The 18,063-nt window shown below is 69.2% G+C and carries 16 protein-coding genes and 8 pseudogenes; 13 read left to right on the top strand and 11 right to left on the bottom strand.

Going from position 1 to position 18,063, the window contains the following annotated elements; translation table 11 throughout:
• Positions 1 to 156 precede the first annotated feature (156 nt).
• The gene (locus tag AC1VWI_RS42820; protein ID WP_499516453.1) at positions 157 to 846 is read left to right on the top strand and encodes a haloacid dehalogenase type II; all 690 of its coding nucleotides are present in this window, start codon (positions 157 to 159) and stop codon (positions 844 to 846) included.
• 10 nt (positions 847 to 856) lie between these two features.
• On the opposite strand, the gene AC1VWI_RS42815 is transcribed toward AC1VWI_RS42820, so the two are convergent.
• Positions 857 to 1,531, bottom strand: a complete 675-nt coding sequence (locus AC1VWI_RS42815) for an HhH-GDP family DNA glycosylase (RefSeq protein WP_499516452.1) — start codon at positions 1,529 to 1,531, stop codon at positions 857 to 859.
• A 97-nt stretch (positions 1,532 to 1,628) separates the two neighbouring features.
• The gene (locus AC1VWI_RS42810; protein ID WP_499516451.1) at positions 1,629 to 2,594 is read right to left on the bottom strand and encodes an LLM class F420-dependent oxidoreductase; all 966 of its coding nucleotides are present in this window, start codon (positions 2,592 to 2,594) and stop codon (positions 1,629 to 1,631) included.
• A gap of 255 nt (positions 2,595 to 2,849) precedes the next feature.
• Here AC1VWI_RS42810 and AC1VWI_RS42805 point away from each other — a divergent pair, with 255 nt between their 5' ends.
• A complete protein-coding gene (locus AC1VWI_RS42805) occupies positions 2,850 to 3,572 on the top strand; it encodes a type 1 glutamine amidotransferase family protein (protein WP_499516450.1) in 723 nt (240 codons plus the stop codon).
• Here the strand turns inward: AC1VWI_RS42805 and AC1VWI_RS42800 are convergent.
• The 3 genes and pseudogenes from AC1VWI_RS42800 to AC1VWI_RS42790 form a co-directional block, all read right to left on the bottom strand.
• Entirely contained in the window at positions 3,514 to 3,858 is a 345-nt protein-coding gene (locus AC1VWI_RS42800) for a DUF3140 domain-containing protein (RefSeq protein WP_499516449.1), read from the bottom strand. The genes AC1VWI_RS42805 and AC1VWI_RS42800 overlap by 59 nt on opposite strands.
• Positions 3,859 to 3,861: 3 nt before the next feature.
• Positions 3,862 to 3,991 (bottom strand): annotated as a pseudogene (locus AC1VWI_RS42795) (hypervirulence associated TUDOR domain-containing protein); the annotation flags it as partial.
• Between the two features lie 285 nt (positions 3,992 to 4,276).
• Positions 4,277 to 4,909, bottom strand: coding sequence for a UdgX family uracil-DNA binding protein (locus AC1VWI_RS42790; protein ID WP_499516448.1), 633 nt, complete (start codon positions 4,907 to 4,909; stop codon positions 4,277 to 4,279).
• Positions 4,910 to 4,967: 58 nt separating this feature from the next.
• Between AC1VWI_RS42790 and AC1VWI_RS42785 the strand changes: the two are divergent.
• A pseudogene (locus AC1VWI_RS42785) lies at positions 4,968 to 5,980 on the top strand (SDR family oxidoreductase).
• Positions 5,981 to 5,998: 18 nt separating this feature from the next.
• Here AC1VWI_RS42785 and AC1VWI_RS42780 read toward each other — a convergent pair.
• Both AC1VWI_RS42780 and AC1VWI_RS42775 read right to left on the bottom strand, forming a co-directional pair.
• Positions 5,999 to 6,154 carry a DUF6131 family protein gene (locus AC1VWI_RS42780; protein ID WP_089228969.1) on the bottom strand — a complete coding sequence of 52 codons (156 nt, stop codon included), beginning with the start codon at positions 6,152 to 6,154 and terminating at the stop codon, positions 5,999 to 6,001.
• 85 nt (positions 6,155 to 6,239) lie between these two features.
• Complete coding sequence (locus AC1VWI_RS42775) at positions 6,240 to 6,563, bottom strand: plasmid stabilization protein (protein ID WP_499516447.1); 324 nt, start codon at positions 6,561 to 6,563, stop codon at positions 6,240 to 6,242.
• An 84-nt stretch (positions 6,564 to 6,647) separates the two neighbouring features.
• On the opposite strand from AC1VWI_RS42775, the gene AC1VWI_RS42770 reads away from it, so the two are divergent.
• The 8 genes and pseudogenes from AC1VWI_RS42770 to AC1VWI_RS42735 all read left to right on the top strand — a co-directional run bounded on the left by AC1VWI_RS42770 (position 6,648) and on the right by AC1VWI_RS42735 (position 13,740).
• Positions 6,648 to 7,037: a transposase gene (locus AC1VWI_RS42770; RefSeq protein WP_419249714.1), complete on the top strand. Its 390-nt coding sequence runs from the start codon at positions 6,648 to 6,650 to the stop codon at positions 7,035 to 7,037.
• A 41-nt stretch (positions 7,038 to 7,078) separates the two neighbouring features.
• Positions 7,079 to 8,062, top strand: coding sequence for an IS3 family transposase (locus tag AC1VWI_RS42765; RefSeq protein WP_419249715.1), 984 nt, complete (start codon positions 7,079 to 7,081; stop codon positions 8,060 to 8,062).
• Between the two features lie 391 nt (positions 8,063 to 8,453).
• Complete coding sequence (locus AC1VWI_RS42760) at positions 8,454 to 9,125, top strand: HAD family hydrolase (protein ID WP_499516446.1); 672 nt, start codon at positions 8,454 to 8,456, stop codon at positions 9,123 to 9,125.
• Between the two features lie 605 nt (positions 9,126 to 9,730).
• A pseudogene (locus tag AC1VWI_RS42755) lies at positions 9,731 to 10,226 on the top strand (IS5 family transposase); the annotation flags it as partial.
• Between the two features lie 5 nt (positions 10,227 to 10,231).
• Positions 10,232 to 10,849: pseudogene (locus tag AC1VWI_RS42750) on the top strand (thiamine pyrophosphate-dependent enzyme); the annotation flags it as partial.
• A 1,479-nt stretch (positions 10,850 to 12,328) separates the two neighbouring features.
• Positions 12,329 to 12,490 (top strand): annotated as a pseudogene (locus AC1VWI_RS42745) (IS256 family transposase); the annotation flags it as partial.
• A 586-nt stretch (positions 12,491 to 13,076) separates the two neighbouring features.
• Positions 13,077 to 13,430, top strand: a pseudogene (locus AC1VWI_RS42740) (alpha/beta hydrolase family protein); the annotation flags it as partial.
• Positions 13,431 to 13,467: 37 nt separating this feature from the next.
• A complete protein-coding gene (locus AC1VWI_RS42735) occupies positions 13,468 to 13,740 on the top strand; it encodes a hypothetical protein (protein ID WP_499517075.1) in 273 nt (90 codons plus the stop codon).
• A 169-nt stretch (positions 13,741 to 13,909) separates the two neighbouring features.
• On the opposite strand, the gene AC1VWI_RS42730 is transcribed toward AC1VWI_RS42735, so the two are convergent.
• Entirely contained in the window at positions 13,910 to 14,638 is a 729-nt protein-coding gene (locus tag AC1VWI_RS42730; protein WP_499516445.1) for an SDR family oxidoreductase, read from the bottom strand.
• Between the two features lie 76 nt (positions 14,639 to 14,714).
• Here AC1VWI_RS42730 and AC1VWI_RS42725 point away from each other — a divergent pair, with 76 nt between their 5' ends.
• Positions 14,715 to 15,092, top strand: coding sequence for a MerR family transcriptional regulator (locus tag AC1VWI_RS42725; protein WP_499516444.1), 378 nt, complete (start codon positions 14,715 to 14,717; stop codon positions 15,090 to 15,092).
• A 22-nt stretch (positions 15,093 to 15,114) separates the two neighbouring features.
• Here AC1VWI_RS42725 and AC1VWI_RS42720 read toward each other — a convergent pair.
• A pseudogene (locus tag AC1VWI_RS42720) lies at positions 15,115 to 15,361 on the bottom strand (transposase); the annotation flags it as partial.
• A 249-nt stretch (positions 15,362 to 15,610) separates the two neighbouring features.
• Entirely contained in the window at positions 15,611 to 16,492 is an 882-nt protein-coding gene (locus tag AC1VWI_RS42715) for an NmrA family NAD(P)-binding protein (RefSeq protein WP_499516443.1), read from the bottom strand.
• 123 nt (positions 16,493 to 16,615) lie between these two features.
• Between AC1VWI_RS42715 and AC1VWI_RS42710 the strand changes: the two genes are divergently transcribed.
• Positions 16,616 to 17,518 (top strand): LysR family transcriptional regulator, encoded by a 903-nt coding sequence (locus AC1VWI_RS42710; protein WP_499516442.1) that lies wholly within the window; start codon positions 16,616 to 16,618, stop codon positions 17,516 to 17,518.
• Between the two features lie 25 nt (positions 17,519 to 17,543).
• On the opposite strand, the pseudogene AC1VWI_RS42705 reads toward AC1VWI_RS42710, so the two are convergent.
• Positions 17,544 to 17,712: pseudogene (locus tag AC1VWI_RS42705) on the bottom strand (transposase); the annotation flags it as partial.
• Positions 17,713 to 18,063 lie beyond the last annotated feature (351 nt).

Below are 18,063 nucleotides of genomic sequence, written 5' to 3'. Positions count from 1 at the left end.
ACGTTCATCCATCTTTATCACCTCATATACGTGCTGCCCAGAAATGCGAGGCTGAACAATCCACACCCAGGCGGCCACGCACGGAGGCCGCGCGCGCACCGACGGTGTCGCGCGGTGGAGAAACAGCCCACCAGCCACCGCTCAGGAGTCGTCATCGTGGCCGTGAACCGCATTGGCGTGATCGTCTTCGACGTGAATGAAACGCTCAGCGACATAACTCCCCTAGGCGATCGTTTCGCGGACGTCGGCGCGTCCGCCGACCTGCTGCCCACCTGGTTCGCCGGGATCCTCCGCGACGGTTTCGCACTGACGGCCGCTGGCGGGTACGCGGACTTCTCCGAGATCGCCACGGATAACGCGCGTGCCCTGCTCACCGGGTTGGGCGACTGGACCGGTGACGCGGAGGTCGCCGCCCACCACCTGGTCGAAGGATTCGCCGCGCTCACCGTGCACCCGGATGTGCCCGAGGGCGTCCAGATGCTGCACGCCGCCGGCTACCGGCTGCTGACGATGACCAATGGTTCCCGGGCCACGACGCAACGGCTGCTCGACAGCGCCGGCCTGCTGGAGCACTTCGACGCCCTGCTGGACGTCTCGGGGCCGCGCTGCTGGAAGCCCTCTCGGGACGCGTACCTCCACGCCACGGACACGGCGGGCGTGCGGCCTGCCGAGGCGATGCTCGTGGCCGTGCATCCCTGGGACGTCGACGGCGCGCGACGCGCCGGTTTGGCGGGAGCGTGGCTGCGAAGGGGGCGCGCACACTATCCCGAAATCATGACGCCTGCGAACTGGGAAGCGGCTAGCTTGACGGAACTCGCCGAGAAGCTCCCCGAGGCGCGCCGCTAGGAGCCCTCGCTCAGGACTGTGCCTCGGCGACCTCTTCGACGACATGGCGGTCGAGCGCCGCCCGCACCAGGGCCGCAGCGAAGACCGCGTGGGCGGCCTTGGGCACCAGGGCCGCCAGCTCTTCCGGCCGAGCCGGAAGCCCGAGCCGCTTGGCGCCCTGCAGGGCCTTGTCGTCGAACAGAGGGCCCGTCTCCGGCCAGACCGCCTGCACCTCCCGCAGGAAGATCTCCACGCCAACCGGCCCGAGCCCGGGAACCTGGCGCAGAGCGCGCCGGATCTCGTCCGGGTCGCCGTCCGCCTCGTCCCGCAACCGGCGCAGGTCGCCGCCGTAGCGGTCAAGGAGCAGCTCCGCCCCGTCCCCGAGCTGCGTCGCCGTCCGTTCGTCGTAGCGCCGGTAGTGTCCCCTGCCCAGCGCGTCGACCCGCTGCTGCCAGGTGGCGTCGCGCATCCGGCGCGGGTCGCGCATGCCCGCGGCGAAGAGCTCGTGAGCCGCGTCAGTGGCCACGGACGCCTTGATCCGGGCACTGAGCAGGCAGGCTGCCACCAGCGCCTGGTAGAGCGGCTGCGGGGTGTTCTTCAGCTTGATGCCGGCGTCCTCGGCATAGGTGTGGCCCTCGCTGTCCAGCAACGCCTCGACCGTCGCCTTGTCCTTCGTACGGTCCCGGGGTCCGGTGGTCCCGGCCATCACGCATCACCTTCTCGGAAGTCGAGGCATCACCTCATGCCGACCGCCTGCAGCCGTGCGGTGGTCTCCTGCCGACCGCGCCTGTGGGTGAGCGGGGTCAGAGTTCCCGCAGTGCGGGTAGGAGAGTCTTCTCAGCCCAGTCCAGGAACGATGGCTGCGTGTCGCCGCCGACCTGGACGAGGGCGACCTCAGTGAACCCCGCCTCCATGTACGGGCGAACCGCCTCCACGAAGTCCTCCGGGTCGCCGCCGCAGGGGATGGACTCCGCGACGTCCTCTGGCCGCACGTGGGAGGTGGCCGATGCGAAGGCCGCGGTGCCGGGGAGTTCGGAGTTGACCTTCCAACCGCCGCCGAACCAGCGGAACTGTTCGAGTGCCCGGCGCACGGCGGTATCCCGGTCGGGGTCGTAGGAGACCGCTAGCTGCCCGACCCGGGGCTTGCCCGCACCGCCCTGTTCGTCGAAGGCGGTCACCAGATCCGCATCCGGCTCCGTGGCGATCATCAGGTCGGCGAGGCGGCCAGCCAGTTCGCAGGACTGTGTCCCGGACACCGCGACCCCGATCGGCGGCGGCCGGTCGGGCAGGTCCCACAGTTTCGCCGACTCCACGGCGAAGTGCTCGCCGCGGTGGTTGACGTAACCTCCGCCGAACAGTGCCCGGATGATCTCTACGGCCTCGGCCAGCATCTCCTGGCGGACGTCCGCGGCGGGCCATCCGCCGCCCACCACGTGTTCGTTGAGGTTCTCGCCCGACCCCAGCCCGAGCCGGAAACGGCCGTCTGACAGCAGTTGCACCGTCGCCGCCTTCTGAGCGACCACGGCAGGGTGGTAGCGAACGGTCGGGCAGGTCACGTACGTCATCAGCGGGATCCGCGAGGTGGCCTGCGCGGCCGCGCCCAGAACGCTCCAGGCGTAGGGGGCGTGGCCCTGCTCGTCGAGCCACGGGAAGTAGTGGTCGGAAGTCACCGAGAAGTCAAAGCCCGCCTCCTCCGCCCTGACGACATGGGCCACCAGGTCCTTCGGGCCTGCCTGCTCGGTCATCATCGTGTATCCGAATTGCGTCATATGTGGCGGCTGCCCGGCCGGTCAAGGTGGAAACGGCCTCGTACGCGTGTGTGCGACGGCGGATCGGGGGTAGCCGGATGGCACGGTGAGACAGGCCGCATGGTGGGTGAATGCCCCGGACGCCGGGCCCCCCTCCCGGCGTCCGGGATCGCCTCGCGGCATTTGGCGTGCCCGACCATCAGTCGGGGGGTTCCTGTTGGCGGAAGGTCGCGCGGTGCATCGTAGACCTTTTTGTCCTGCCGCCCGCGTCCCGCAGTGTCGCTCGCCGACGTACAGCCCAGTCCCGCGCTGTCGCAGATCGGCAACACCTGGCCGACCGCCGGGCGCGTCATCGGCATCGTCACCGACGGCACCGGCGACCTGGGCGCCGTGGACGTCGTGCGACGCTCCGTGCTGGCAGGCGGCATGGTCCCGCTGATCGTCGCGCCCACCGGCGGCACTCTCACAGGTGAAGGCGCCGATCCCGTGACCGTGCAGCGCACCTTCGCCACCGCCCGCTCCGTCGAATTCGACGCCCTGCTGCTGGCCGGGACCCCCGGACCGGCCGCCGACGCCCAAGGTGGGCGCGACGCCAAAGCCGGCGTCCCGGCTCTCGCCGCCACGCCCGTGGACCCGCGCATCGTACTGATGCTCCAGGAGGCCTACCGCCACGCGAAGCCCATCGGCGGCTGGGACGACCCGGGCCCCGCACTGCAGGCGTCCGGCATCACCCGACGCACTCGGCGTCGTCACCGGCTCCGACGGCGAGACCGTACTGCGCGACATCACCGCGCTACTGGGCACCCACCGCATAAGGGACCGGTTCCCGGCCCCGGCAGAGAACGGCGTGGTCTGAGCGGTCGCGAACAGCCGCGGCGACGTCCCTCTCAGACGGCTCCGTCCCGGCTGAGGGAGGCGCGTCGCCGACTCGGCGTCCCGGTCACTTCAGTGGATCGTGGCTCCAGTTCAGCAGGGAGTAGCGCCACCGCGTGTCGGTGACGTCACCGCCGGGGCGCTGCTTGAGGTGACGGTGGACATAGCCGACGACCTTGCGCATGTGCGCCAGGTCGTCGTCGCTGAGGGCGCCCTTGTCCGTGCGCAGGAGGGTGACGATGCGCCGACCCGAGGCGTGGCCCACGCTCTCGCCACCGCCGCTCTGGCCGACGCTCTTCGACTTCTCGGTCACGAGCCACTTCTCGAACTGGGCTGCCGTCATGTTGACCGCTTCTTCGAAGGCGTCCACGGCGTCGTTCCGGTCGTCCCGGCTCTGGAGCTTCCCGGCCATGTGTCACCCCACCTTGCCCAGGGACCCGGGCTTGTGCACCGCGGAGCGCCCGGTCAAGTCGCTCCACCTCGTACGGCGGTTCCTCGCTCGAGGCGTCGACGGTGCGGCCCGCCGCCCGGGTGCGTCTGGTGATCTACACCGGCAGTGCCCTTCTCGAGTGCCCTCGCCCCGTACAGGTGCTGCAGGCCCCCGCCCCGCCTCCCACAGCAATGGGCTGGTTCCCGCCACACCACCACGGGCGGAAACCAGCTCATCGGGTTGAGGGCGCGAGAGGCCAGCGGCCCTCAGACGGTGCTCTTCACTGGTTGCAGCGTGCACCCAGCACGGCGATCTGGCATCTCGCACCCAGCGGAACGAGGCATGGTCAGTGCGTCTGCTGAGCCTGTGCCCGGGACCCGGCCCGGGAAACGGAATCGGGTCATCCGAGGGCGTCGGCCACCACGCGCAGGTCCGCCACCAGTCCGGCGTACATCTCCTCGCGGTTCTCGCCGGCGCGCAGTACGGCGGAGGGGTGGACGGTGGCGAGGACGTGCGCCCCGTCGAGGGGCACGCCCGGCGTCAGGAGCTTCCCGCGCTGCCGGGTGACCCGGAACTCCGGGCCCATCAGGGCCTTCGCGGCGGTCGCGCCGAGGGCGACCACGATCCGCGGGGCGATCCGTTCCAGCTCGGCCTCCAGCCAGGGCTTGCACGCTGCGACCTCGCGGAGCGTGGGCTGCTTGTGGATCCTCCGCCTGCCGCGCTCCGGGACGGTGAACTTGAAGTGCTTCACGGCGTTGGTGACGTAGGTGTCGGCCGGATCGATCCCGGACTCGTCCAGCGCCCTGCGCAGCACCTTCCCGGCAGGGCCGACGAAGGGAAGGCCCTTCCTGTCCTCCTGGTCCCCGGGCTGCTCGCCCACCAGTACGAGCCTCGCGGACGGCTCCCCGTGCCCGAAGACGGTCTGGGTGGCATCCGCGTACAGCGGGCACCCCCGGCACCCCGCAGCCGCGCTGCTCAGCGCCGCCAGGTCCGCGTCCTCGGGGACGTAGGGCGAGGCGTCATAGTCCGCCATGGGGGGTGCCTACCCCCGCGGCCTTGATACGAAGCCCACGACTCGGCTAGCCGAGTCCATGACGAAGCAGCGGCACACCAGGACGGTCGTGGTCACCGGCGCCAGCGGCGGCGTCGGCAGGGCAGCGGCCCGGGCGTTCGCCGCCCACGGGGACCGCGTCGCACTGCTGGCCCGCGGACGCACCGGGATGGCTGCCGCGGCGGACGACGTAGTGCGGGCGGGCGGTGAGGCGTTCACCGTGCCGGTCGACCTGTCGGACGCCGACGCCGTGGAGGAGGCCGCCGCGCGCGTCGAGGCGGCGTTCGGAGCCCCCGATGTGTGGGTCAACAACGCATTCACGGGTGTCTTCGCGCCCTTCATTGAGATCGCCGCGGATGAGTTCCGGCGGGTCACCGAGGTCACTTATCTGGGCTACGTGTACAGCACGCAAGCCGCGCTACGGTGCATGCTCCCGCGTGACCGCAGTGCGATCGTGCAGGTGGGGTCTGCGCTGGCCTATCGCGGCATCCCGCTGCAGTCGGCCTACTGCGGCGCCAAGCACGCCATTCAGGGGTGGAGCGAGTCGCTGCGGTGCGAACTGCTGCATTCGGGCTCACGGGTGCGTACGACCATGGTGCAACTGCCGGCGCTCGACACACCGCAGTTCGACTGGGTGCTGAGCCGATTGCCGCGCCGGGCCCAGCCTGTTCCGCCGATCTACAGGGCCGAGGTGGCGGCCCGGCGATCGTGCACGCCGCGGATCACCCTCGTCGGCGCGAGTCTGGGTGGGGGCGAGCACCGCTGGGACACTGCTGGCCAACGCGGTGGCACCAGGTGTTCTGGACCGCTACCTGGCGCGCACCGGCTGCCGTTCCCAGCAGACGGCTGAGGACCGCGGCACCGGTGAACCTGTGGTCCCCCGCCGACAGCGGTCCCGGCGGCCACGACTTCGGTATGCACGGGCGTTTCGGGCGGCAGGCTCGCGCGACGAGCGCGCAGTCCTGGGCGCCGCGCCACCGTGGGGCCGTGGGGACGGCGGCAGTGGCCGCTGCGGCGGCCGTGGCGGTCGCGCGCGGCCTTCGGATCGGCTGACGACGGGACCCGCGCTGCCTACCAGTAGTGCTTCCGCCCGCCGACGCTGTGCCCTACGGCTCCCAGCACCCAGAGCACGAGGCCGATGATCACCAGGATGATCCCGATGGTCCACAGAATCGAGATCCCGGTGAGGAAGCCGATGATCAGCAGGATGATTCCCAGGATGAGCACGATGCCCTCCGTTGGTCGGCTCTGTGGACGCGGCCCGCATGGCTGTGACCGCGTGATCACGTTGCACTCGGACTTGTGCCGACAGCTACTTTCCGAGCGCGCGTTCGAGTTCCGCCTTGTTCATGTGGGACCGCCCGTCGACGTTGCGACGTTTGGCCTCCGCGTAGAGCTGGTCGCGGGTTGGGCCCTGCGGCCCCTTGCCGGACCGCTGGCCGCCTCGCCGCCCGGAGGACATGTCCTCTATGGAACTGCGGCTGGCGGTCTTGGACTCGCCGCCGCGAGCCCGCTCCTTGTTGACCGTGCGGGCGGCGATCTCCTTGGCCCGCTTGTCACTCTCGCCGCTTTCGTTGGCGCTGTCCTTGATGTGCTCGTACTGGCGCTCCCGCTTGCGGCTCGATCCTGTTGGCATCTCGTTCCCCTCTCTGACAGCCTCGGCTGAGACACCCGGTTTATCGGGTTAGTCTGGATGGGCGAGACAGGAGATCCCTTCAGCATGGCCAGCACGACCCCGATACCCGCCGGTGACGATCCGGCGCCGAAGCCGAAGCGGCGGACGTTTTCCGCGGAGTACAAGCTGCGGATCGTTGCCGAGTACGACGCCGCCCCGGCCGGGGAGAAAGGCGCGATCCTGCGCCGTGAGCGGCTGTACCACTCGCACATCATCGAGTGGCGCCAGGCCCGCGAGGCCGGCGCCCTGGATGCCCTGGCCGACCGGCGGACCTCGGCGGTGCGGCCGAAGAAGGCGGCCGAGCAGGCCGAGCTGGAACGGCTGCGCAAGAAGGTCGCACGACTGGAGAAGGACCTGGCCCGCCGGGACGCGGCCCTGGAAGTCATGGGAAAAGCCAACGCGCTCTTGGAACTGCTCTCCGAGAGCGCGGACTGAAGCACGCCGCCGCGCCCCTGATCGACGAAGCGTTCACGGGTGTGCAGGGCCAGTTGGGGACCACAGCAGCCTGCCGGCTGACCGGGCGCTCACGCGCCACCCACTACCGTCACATCAACCCCAAGCCGAAGCCCGCACCGTCCCCAAGACCCACGCCCGCCTCGGCCCTCTCGCCGGCCGAACGGGCAGAGATCCTGGCGCTGTTGAACCGGCCGGAGTACGTAGACCTGCCGCCCGCGCAGGTCTGGGCGCGTGAGCTGGACGCGGGGAACTACTGGTGCTCGGAGCGGACGATGTACCGGATCCTGTCCGCCGCCGGGCAGAACGGCGAACGCCGCCGCCAGGCCACCCACCCGCCCAGGACGATCCCCGAGCTGACGGCGACCGGCCCCTCGCAGGTCTTCACCTGGGACATCACGAAGCTGCCCGGCCCGGACAAGGGCATCTGGTACCACGCCTACGTGATCATCGACATCTTCAGCCGCTACATCGTCGGCCACACCGTCGAGCGGGCCGAAACGGCTGAGCGGGCGGAGGAGTTGATCCGCGAGACGATCGAGCGCAACGGCATCGTGCCAGAGACCGTGCACGCAGACCGCGGCACCTCGATGACCAGCAAGAAGGTGTCCCAACTGCTGATCGACCTCGGCATCACCAGGAGCCACTCGCGCCCCAGGGTCAGCAACGACAACCCATACTCGGAAAGCCAGTTCAGGACCACGAAGTACACCGCCGACTACCCAGAACGGTTCGATTCGCTGGCCCATGCCCGGGAGTGGATGGACGCCTTCATCACCTACTACAACCACGACCACAGACACTCCGGGATCGGCCTGCACACCCCCGCCTCCGTCCACTTCGGCACTGCAGAGGAGGTCCGCGACCAGCGGGCCACCGCTCTCGCCGAGGCATACGAACGCCACCCCGAACGCTTCGCCCGCCGACCAAGACCACCCGAGATACCCGGCCAGGTCTGGATCAACGACCCGGCGAAACGAAGGCAACCCGAACCACAAGGTTCATAGCACCGCGAACGTCTCATTTGACTTGACAACTACCGTTCACTCCTGGGTGATGCGTCTGAGGCCGTCCTTGAGCTGCCACCCGCCTTCGTGACCGGTATTTCCGGAGAGAGAGAACGATCCCGACCAGCTCCGGATTTACAGTGAGGTTCTCGACACCGTGAGCTGAGGGGAAGAACCGCCAGCCAAGATGCTCGCGGTGCGCTACTCCGCCCGCGTGATCCAGCGTGATCGATCGGCCAAGCAGAGTCCTGCGTGCACGCCCCAGGAGGCATCCTTCACAGGCGGTGGCTGACCGCTGGACCGTGGAGCAGACACGCGCGTCCACCTCAGAGATGACGGGTAGCCGCCTTGGCAAGAACCACTCCAGTAATCGATCGGAAGGAGGGGCCTCATGAGTGACGAGGTCGAACGCGCGGCGCTGTTTGACATGGACGGCACTCTCGTCGACACCAACTACCTCCACGCCGTCTCGTGGTGGGAGGCGTTCCGGCAGGCCGGGCACACGGTGTCGATGGCGGACATCCACCGCTGCATCGGCATGGGGTCCGACCATCTCCTGGAGCGCCTGTTGGGCAGGGAGCGCGACTGCAGCGAGGATGCCACGATCAGCGGCGCCCACAAGGCCCTGTACGGCGCCTACGGCCCCGCGCTCGCTCCTTTGGACGGTGCCGCGGACCTGCTGCGCGCGGTGGCGGCCCGGGGTTTCCGGGTCGTCCTGGCCACCTCGGCGGACGGCAAGGAACTCGCCGTGATGCGGGCAGCCCTCGACGCCGACGACGTCATTGCGGACGCCACCAGCAAGGACGACGTCGATGCGAGCAAGCCGGCGCCTGACCTGGTGGCACAGGCCCTGGAACGAGCGGGCGTACCCGCAAACCGGGCGGTCTTCGTGGGAGACACGGTGTGGGACATTGAGGCCGCAGGGAAGGCGGGGGTGCCCTGCGTGGCGCTCCTATCTGGCGGCATTGGCCGCGCTGAACTGGAGGAGGCCGGCGCCGCCGCAGTGCACCGTGATCCACGCGACATGCTGACCTCCCTCGACAGCAGTCCCATGTGGCGATAGTCCCGCTTGCCGGGTACTGCCCGTTTGATCACGCAGAACGTTTTCGAGCCACTCCCAGGCGTCCCCCCGGGGCACCTTCGACGCGTCCTTCAGCGTTGGAAGATCGTTCTCCTGGGTGTCCGTGGGTTCCCCCGCGGCTCGCGGAGTCGTTCGCGTTGTCCGGACGAAGGTCATCACTGCCGCGCCCTCCCTGGTGGCCTAGCCTCACGGACGCCTTCCAGGTACTTCCGGAGATCCGCACGGGCCGGCGCCCGCAGTCAACGGCGATCGTCGGCCGTGCTTCCATATCGGGGGGCACATCCGCGGCAGCCAACTTCGACGGCCGGCCCGCGCCCGAGGGGCGTTGGGCAAGCAGCCTGCGAGCGCACAGAAGGAGACCGGTCCGACCAGCGCGCCGGTCGCGGACGCGCCCAGCGCGACCGTGAGGTCGGTCTGCCCGCTGGCGGTCCGCTCGCTCCTCCGGGTCTCATCGCGGCCCTCCCGACGGCCGGTTCCGTGAGCAGGCACAACGTCCTCCCGCCGATCGGTGATCTGTCCGGTTCCCCTCCACGTACCCGGGCAGAGAGCAAGGCGTCCTAGGGTCCGTCTTCAAAGATCATCGGGCAGTGGATCATGGTTGCGTGATACGTCGTCATGAACTAACCGATGAAGAGTGGGAGTTGCTCGCTCCGCTGATACCGCGGGCTGCGACAGGCCGGCCGCGAGTGGATGACCGGCAGGTCATCAACGGGATGGTCTACAAGATCCGGACCGGGATCTCCTGGCGTGACCTGCCGGAACGCTATGACCCGTGGCAGACGGTCTACACCCGCTTTCGCCGCTACGCACTGGACGGCGTGTTCACCCAGGCCCTGCAACAAGTCCGGGCTGAGGCCGACGCGGCCGGCGACATCGACTGCCTCGCACAGATCGACTCCACCATCGTCCGCGCCCATCAACATGCCGCAGCCACCGGCAGAAAAGGGGGAGCCTCAGGCCGGACGAAACGGATGATCACGGTCTCGGTCGGTCCCGAGGAGGGCTGACCACCAAAACCACCTCGCCTGCGACGGCAAAGGCCGCCCACTCGCGATCTTGCTCACCCCAGGACAGCGCCACGACAGCCCCGGCACTTGCGGATGCGCGGCAGCATGCGTGGTTCCCTGTCCGACACGCTCGCCACCATGGGGTCCGGTGTGCCGTACGTGATCGGCGCGAAGTTCGCCCACCCGGACCGCCCGGCGATCGCCCTGGTCGGTGACGGGGCGATGCAGATGAACGGGATGGCGGAGCTCATCACCGCCGCCAAGTACTACCGCGGGTGGTCCGATCCGGGGATGGTCATGGCCGTGCTCAACAACGGCGACCTCAACCGGGTGACCTGGGAGATGCGCGCCATGTCCGGAGGGCCGCAGTTCCTGCCCTCCCAAGCACTGCCGGACGTCGCCTACGCCGACTTCGCCCGCTCCATCGGCCTGGACGGCCTCCGCGTGGAGAAGCCGGGCGAGGTCGAGGGGGCCTGGCAGCGGGCGCTGGCCGCGGACCGCCCGTTCGTCCTGGACTTTCGCACCGACCCCGCCGTCCCGCCCATCCCGCCGCACGCCACGCTCGACCAGATCGAGGCGGCGGCCGCGTCCGTCCTCAAGGGGGACTCCGACCGCGCCGCCATGGTCCGGCAGGGCTTCAAGGCGAAGGTGCAGGAGATGCTGCCCGGCCGAGGACGCCACGCACACGACGAGCAGTGAGCCCCGCCACGATGGCGGGCAGCAAAGCAGATGCGGCTTTGGGGTGAGGGCGTGAAGTTGGCGGGGCGCGGGCGGGTGGTGTCGGCCGAGGGCCCCGGGCAGTAGGGCGGCCCCGCCGAGGTTTGGGAAGGACGCGCCGGCGGGGCCGCGTGGGGCGCCCGCCCGGCACTCACCACGTAACCGGGCGGGCTGCTTGGGGGTCTACGGGCTACGCTCCGCGCGGGCGGGGATCATGAGGTTCCAGCCGTGCGGTTACCCGAGTATCACTATGACGCCGTTGCCATAGCCGGGTCCGTATCCATAGCCGTAGCCAGGTCCGTACCCGAATCCGGGTCCGTAGCCATAGGGCGGGCATCAGCAGGTTCCAGCCGACTCCGGAGCAGTTTTCCGGTACCGGCGGGAAGGTGTGGCCCTGCACGTTTGTGCTCGTGATGGTGAAGCGGTGGCCCTGACCGCAGGTGCATTCGTAGATGCCGCTGGCGGGGACTTTCTCGCCGGGGCGGTGCATGCGGGTCGTCTCGTCCATGTGACCTCCTCGCCGGCCGGGGCCTGAGTGGAGCAGGCCCCGGCTTGCAAGGCGTGACCGCCGAGAGGGGGGAGCCTCTCGGGGAACCGCCCGAACGGGGGGCGAAACGGGCGGCTCCGGCTGGTCGCCTTACCTCGCAGACCTCTACGAAACCCCAGCATCGCCTGCACCCTCATCTGCTATCGCACGACTCTAAAATTGGTGAAGCCAGGCTGTGACCAGCAGTACCGTCAGTACCCCCAGTACCCCGGCCAGCAGGACCGGCCACCACGGAACTCCTTCACCGGAGGCACCCCGGTCAAGCGCCCGGTCGGCAACCGTGACACCGCGCAGTGCACCGAGCGCGACCAGCACCACCGGAATCGCGAGAGCTGCATGCGCTGCCCAAGCCCCCACTAGCGTGGGTCCACCCCACGAGTGCTGATAATCATGGTCGTCGATGAGGGGGTATAACAGCCCGTTTCCCGTTGCCTGGCCGGCCAACAACGCCACCGCCGCGCCGAACAGTCCAAGTACCACACCGCAGCCCCCGCGCAGGATGAGTAGCCCCCGATGCGTCCTGAGGCCCAGGACGAGTCTTGCCAGGGCAACCGGGAGCAGCACCGACCCCTTCGCCGCATCACGCCATACCGAGGCTCCTACGAGACTGGTCACCAAGGAGAGTCGATCGAGAAGAAGCGCCGTGGGACGCCGATTGTCTGCCATACCAACAAGGGAACCAACCAATGAACGTCGTCTCCATGGTGGTAGCCCGAGTGGAGGAACTCAGGGCTTCCCCCCTTCCGGTGCTTCGTTCGGCTGCAACTCACACGCCGCAACCAGCCCCGCGGAGTACCCGGCCGAAAGCGCGTCTTGGCTCGCACTCTGCTCGCCCCGCTGCCCGCCCGGCTGCCCAAGCCGCCGCCTGGGGACTATAAAAAACGGTGTAACTCCCGATCAAGGAAGAACACCTGATGAGCGACGTGACTGCCTCTGTCGAGGCGGTTGAAGAGGTCCGCCCGGTCGAGCTGTCGGCGGATCTGCTGAACGACCAGTTGATCGGGCAGCTGGTCGATCGGGCCCGCGCGAGCGGCCTCCAGTTGTCCGGTGAGGGCGGCCTCTTGCAGCAGCTGACCTGCAGTACTGGGAGCTGTCCGGCCGATCATGTGACTACTTGATGTCCGGGTCGTTGATGGACATCGGGCGGGGCGATCTGACAGACGCAGAGTGGGAACGGCTGTCGAAGCGAGCGTCGCTGGAGTACCAGTGGGAGCTGTCCGTCGCGCCCGGCTGGAAGGCGGGCGGCTGGCCGGCGGAGTTCACCTTCCGGAACCCGACGATGAGCTGTGCTGCGGCGAGTGCGGCGGCCCGGCGGAGGCGCTGCTGACGGTCCGCGCGCCCAGCTTGCTGAACGCGTCCAGCTTCTCGCCCGCCCGGCCTCTGCACCGCGCAGTCGTCGCGCAGGTTCCGGGAAGCCGGAGACCTTTGTCGCCGATGACGTGCGAGGGCCGGTTCCGAGGCTGCCCGGGTCCGATCCGTACCACGTGGAGGGGCCCGGCATGACGGCGGTGAACCGTGTGCAGACGCTGCGGTGGTGAGCAGATCGCTCACCACCAGCCCCGCACGTGGGACAGCCTGACGCCCGTCACCGGACCGCCCTGACGGTCAGGGCCGGATCTACCACGGCGGGTACGACTCCACCCTCGAGGAGAACTACTGGCGTTGGCCGCGGGCGCGCTGCGGCGCGGCTACAACGTCCTCACCTTCGACGGCCCCGGCCAGGGCAGCACCGTCCGCGACCAGGGCCTGCACTTCCGGCCCGACTGGGAGGCCGTGGTCACCCCGGCCGTCGACTTCGCGCTCACCCTGCCCGAGCTGGACGCCGAGAAACTCGTATTGATCGGCACGAGCCTCGGCGGCTACCTCGCCGCCAGGGCGGCCGCCTTCGAACACCGCATCGCCGCGTGCGTTCTGCACGACGGTGTCTACGACTTCCACGAAGTGGTGAAGGCGCTGGCCGCCCGCGCCGTTGCGACGCCCGGCGGCATCGAGGAGATGATGGCGCGGGACACCCAAGTGCGCTGGGTGGTGCGCAACGGCCGGTGGCTTGGGTGTGTCCGGTTTCGACGAGCTCGTCAAGGCCAGCGAGGCCTACACCATGGCCGGCATCGCCGACCGCATCACCTACCCGACACTCGTCCTCGACGCCGAGAACGACCAGTTCTTCCAGGGCCAGCCCAAGCGCCTCGTCGGTGAGCTGACCTGCCAGAAGGAACTGATCCTCTTCCGCGAGGACGAAGGCGCCGGCGAGCACTGCCACGAGGGTGCCATCTCCCTCTTCCACCAGCGCGCCTTCGACTGGCTCGACACCCTGCTCGCCCACTGACCCCGGAGGGCGGGCTGCTGATCAGGTCGAGTCCTGCCGGAGCGGCTGCGGAGCGCCGCTCCAGCGGGCGGGCACCGAGCACTGCCGAACCCGGAACGGTTCAGTTGGTGGAGTTCGAGAGGCCGATCGAGAAGCAGCCGACCGAGGTCCGTGCGGTCCGAGGGGACCCTCAGGCCGCCATCAGCGCCGCCAGGGCGCGGTCCATTGCGGCGTTGAACTCTTCGGGCGTCAGCGGAAGACGGGACTTGACGTCCCGACTCCACTGGTCGGCGAGGACCTCGGCGGAGCCCGCCTCGACTCCGTCGAGCGCCACGTCGGCCAGGTCCGACGGCGCGATCTTGTCCACGGGCCAGCCCGCGGCCATGTCGGTGTCGGCCAAGCCGAGGTGTACCGCTGTGACGAGCGTGCCCTGCTCGGCGAGCTCCAGGCGGACGCCGTTGGTCATGGCCCAGGCGGCGGCCTTGGTCAGGTGGTAGGCATTGGCGCCCTTGCCCCCGAACCACGACATGGCGGAGAGGACGTTGACGATCGCGCCCCCGCCGTTCCCGGCGAGCGCCGGCGCGAACTCCCGGATCATTCCCAGGTGGCCGAACATGTTGGTCTCCAGCTCGTGCCGCACCGCGTCCAGCGAACCGGTCAGCAGGTCGGTCCCCGTAGAGATTCCCGCGTTGTTGATGAGCAGCGATACGTCCGGGGCGGCCTCGGCGGCGGCCCTCACGGATGCGGGATCGGCGATGTCAAGGGCCAGCACCTCGACCCCGGGCAGGTCCACGGTCTCAGGTCGGCGGGCCGTCGCGTAGACCTTGTGGGCGCCGCGTTCAAGCAGGCGCTGGGCGAAGGCGCGGCCCAGGCCGCGGTTGGCTCCGGTGACAAGGGCGACGGAGTTGTTGATATCCATGCCCGGTACGCTAAAACCTGACGTTGACGTAAGAGGCAAGTGCTGGTCCTCAGGGCCAGGGGTGAGAGGAATCACCATGACCGTTACAGCGGCCGCGGCCGAGCGGTTGATCCGCATCGGCGAGGTGGCACGGGGTGCCGGCGTCTCGGTACGCGCCGTGCGCTACTACGAGCAGCAGGGGCTGCTCATCGCGGAGCGCAGCCCGTCCGGCCAGCGCCTGTACCGGCAGGACGCCATCCTCCTGGTCCGCTTCTTCCAGCAGATGTTCGCCGCCGGCCTGACCAGCCGAAGGATCAGCGAACTCCTTCCGTGCTGGGTCTCCGGGCACACCGACGCCGAGCAACGAGCCATGCTGCGCGCCGAGCGTGAGCGCATCCAGGGCAAGATCGACGACCTGCAGGCCGCTCTGGACCGCCTCGACGAGGTCATCGCGATCACGGACACGCACCCGTAGGCACGGTCGGCCAGACGTCTCACCAGCGAATACGGTAACTGCCGCTGCGGAGCTTGGGGATGGCCAGCTCGACCGTGCCGGCCCTGGCGTCCCACTCGCGCGGGCGATACCCGTTGCGGTGGTTGACGCGTTCGTCACTGACCTGCCCGTACCGCGTTGCACAGGGCATCGGCCTCCGCGGACATCAGCGCGTCGGCGAACGTCTTGACCATCGCGCGCAGCAGATCGGGACTCGCCGCTGCGAGGTTCTCATCGGTCAGGGCGTGCAAGACTGTCTGGTGCGGTCATCGTGCTGATCTCCTTCGAGCCTTAGACATCTCGAAGTTCAGCCGGTGGCCGTCTCCATATCCGGACCCTCACCTCGATGCCGGGGCAAACACCCGGATCAGGTAGGAACCCATACACCCCTTCCAAGGACCCAACCTTTCGAAGGGCGGCATCGCCCGATGCTGACGTGCGGGGCCGCCTCCTTCGGTGCTGGATTGGGCGGCTGTGCCGGGCACCGACCGGCGCGCTGATCAGGACTGGACGGACGGCAGCAAGATGCCCTGGCACCACTGGCGGAAATCGGTGGCGGTGGCGGAGGCGGGGTCGCAGGGTTCGGCGTCGTAGATTCCGTTGTTCTGCGCGTTGACCATGTCGGCCATGTCCTGGGCCAGCGCCGGGCTCGCGCCGCGCTGCACCATGCGGGCCTGGAAGTCCGCGAGCGGGACCTGCTGATAGCGCACCGTGCGGCCCAAGGTCTCGGAGATGATCTCGGCCATGGCGGCGGGGGTCAGGCTGTCGGGGCTGACCAGTGGAACGCGGGCCTGTCCGCTCCAGGCGGTGTCCAGCAGGAGCGCTCCCGCCGTGGCAGCCACGTCCCGGGTGGCAACGGTCAACAGCGGCTGGTCCGCGGCGTTCGCCATGGAGAACACCCCCTGCTCTGTGATCGTCTGGGCCTGATGGAGCAGGTTCTCCATGAAGAACGGCAGTGCCAGGGCCCGGTACTGCACGCCGGTGCTCGCGATCAGCTCGTCCATGTCGAGCGCGGCCGACAGGAGTCCGGCTCCGTCCTGGTAGCCGTGGCCCAGGGAGGTGACGTGCACCATCCGTACGCCCCGGCTCGCGGCCTCCTGGGCTACTGCCCGAGCGAAGTCCAGGTAGTAGCGCCTGGCGGGGCCGGCGTCACGGAAACCGGCCGGGGGCACGAGCCAGAACAGCCGCTCAGCGCCCTTCAGTGCCTTTGCGATCGTGTCCGCGTCGGCGTGGGAGCCCGCCACCACCTCAACCTGCGTTCGCACGTGCTCCGGGAGGCGGGAGAGGTCGCGGACGATCACCCGGACCGGCTCACCGCTGTCCACAACGCGGTCCAGGACCTGCCGGCCGATGTCACCGGTCGGCGTAGTAATGGTGATCATAAATTGCCTCCATGCGTGGTGGTCGACGGCGCACCCCAGGGCGCCGGGCAGGTGCTCTCGAGTGAACCCGGAGCAACGCTGCAGGTGAAGGACCAACCTGGTCGCGATTGATACCCTGGGGATATGAATGATCTGGAGGTACGGCAGCTCCGGTACTTCGTCGCGGTCGCGGAGGAACTGCACTTCGGGCGCGCCGCCGCCCGGCTGGGCATGGCGCAGCCCCCGCTGTCCCGCACGATCCGGGACCTGGAACAGCAGCTCGGTGTGACGCTGTTCGAGCGGACCACCCGGCATGTGAAGCTCACTGTCGCCGGGGAGGTTCTGCTGCGCGACGCCAGAACCGCCCTGGAGGCGATCACCGCCGCCGCTCACCGTGCTCGGCACGCAGGCAGCACCTCGCCCCGGCTGCGCATCGCACTCAAGGCCGACATCGACGGTGGCCTGCTGCCACAGATCCTGGACGCCTACAGCACCGACCCCGCCGCCCTGCCCACCGAACTGATCCTCGGAGGGTTCGGCGATCAGCCCAAGGCACTGCGCGATGGCCTGGCCGACGTGGCACTCGTGCTCTGCCCCATGGACGACCGCGGGCTGGACAGCGAGCCGCTGATCACCGAGCCGGTCCTGGTCGCCATGGCCGCCACCGACCCGCTGGCCGTCAGGACCCAGCTGTGCCTGGCGGACCTGGCCGGCCGGAAACTCCCCAGCGGTGCGCCAGCCGAGGCCGGCCGCGCCGAGCCGCGCCAGCCCGGGGCGACAAGGCCGGCCTCCAACTTGTCGGAGATCTTCAACCTCGTCGAAACGGGCAGCATCGTGTTCTTCGCACCTGCCTCGGTCGCCCAACGCAACCCGCGACCTGGGGTCGCCTACCGGCCGGTCAGCGACCTACCGAACTGCACACTGGCCATCGCGTGGCCCCAAGACGCCCGCTCCCCGGCCGTTGCCGCCCTCGTACGCGTCGCATGCACGATCGCAGCCACCCACCGCACACAAGCAGAGCCCCAGATGCAGAGCACGACCGCCTGAGGTCCACCGCCACTGAGACCGTGTCCTATGTGGTGAGGCGGTCGAGCCGTTTGCAGCAGCAGAGGGCAGCGGCGAGGCCGAGGAAGGCCAGGTAGTTGCGGGGATCGCGTTCGTAAGGGTGGTTGAGCCGGCGGTAGCCGGTGCCAGGACATGGTGCGCTCGATGGCCCACCTGCGGCGGCCGAGTCGCTGGCTGAATCAGGCAGGTCTCCTCCTGTTGCTGTGCGTTCCCGCGCTTCTTGACGGCGATGACGGCGGTGACGGACGGCGATCGGACCGGCCCAGGATGGCGGGCACGGCGTTGGGCAGGGCACTGTCGTCACTGTCGGGTGCCCATCGATAACACCGTGCGATGGGTCCTGATGCCGCCATCGCCGGATTGTGGCGGCCGCCCCTCAGGAGGCAGGGTGGTCTCGGGACAGGCGCACGGCGTCTCACGGATGCGGCTGAAGCCCGTCCTCATCGTGAAGCACGAGGTGTGAGCCCGGAACCCGGCGAGGTCGCTCGCCGCCGAACGGGTGGCTCAGTAGTACACAGGCCCGGAAG

Source organism: Streptomyces sp. TOM-9 (assembly GCF_056858595.1).
Note: the sequence above shows the minus strand (reverse complement) of the source record. Positions and strands in the feature narration are given on the sequence as shown.

Excerpts from the sequence above, each read along its gene's own strand:
- AC1VWI_RS42775 (WP_499516447.1), bottom strand. The coding sequence starts at position 6,563 with ATGCCAACAGGATCGAGCCGCAAGCGGGAGCGCCAGTACGAGCACATC.
- AC1VWI_RS42710 (WP_499516442.1), top strand. The coding sequence starts at position 16,616 with ATGAATGATCTGGAGGTACGGCAGCTCCGGTACTTCGTCGCGGTCGCG.
- AC1VWI_RS42815 (WP_499516452.1), bottom strand. The coding sequence starts at position 1,531 with ATGGCCGGGACCACCGGACCCCGGGACCGTACGAAGGACAAGGCGACG.
- AC1VWI_RS42770 (WP_419249714.1), top strand. The coding sequence starts at position 6,648 with ATGGCCAGCACGACCCCGATACCCGCCGGTGACGATCCGGCGCCGAAG.
- AC1VWI_RS42725 (WP_499516444.1), top strand. The coding sequence starts at position 14,715 with ATGACCGTTACAGCGGCCGCGGCCGAGCGGTTGATCCGCATCGGCGAG.
- AC1VWI_RS42760 (WP_499516446.1), top strand. The coding sequence starts at position 8,454 with ATGAGTGACGAGGTCGAACGCGCGGCGCTGTTTGACATGGACGGCACT.
- AC1VWI_RS42715 (WP_499516443.1), bottom strand. The coding sequence starts at position 16,492 with ATGATCACCATTACTACGCCGACCGGTGACATCGGCCGGCAGGTCCTG.
- AC1VWI_RS42810 (WP_499516451.1), bottom strand. The coding sequence starts at position 2,594 with ATGACGCAATTCGGATACACGATGATGACCGAGCAGGCAGGCCCGAAG.
- AC1VWI_RS42730 (WP_499516445.1), bottom strand. The coding sequence starts at position 14,638 with ATGGATATCAACAACTCCGTCGCCCTTGTCACCGGAGCCAACCGCGGC.
- AC1VWI_RS42800 (WP_499516449.1), bottom strand. The coding sequence starts at position 3,858 with ATGGCCGGGAAGCTCCAGAGCCGGGACGACCGGAACGACGCCGTGGAC.
- AC1VWI_RS42790 (WP_499516448.1), bottom strand. The coding sequence starts at position 4,909 with ATGGCGGACTATGACGCCTCGCCCTACGTCCCCGAGGACGCGGACCTG.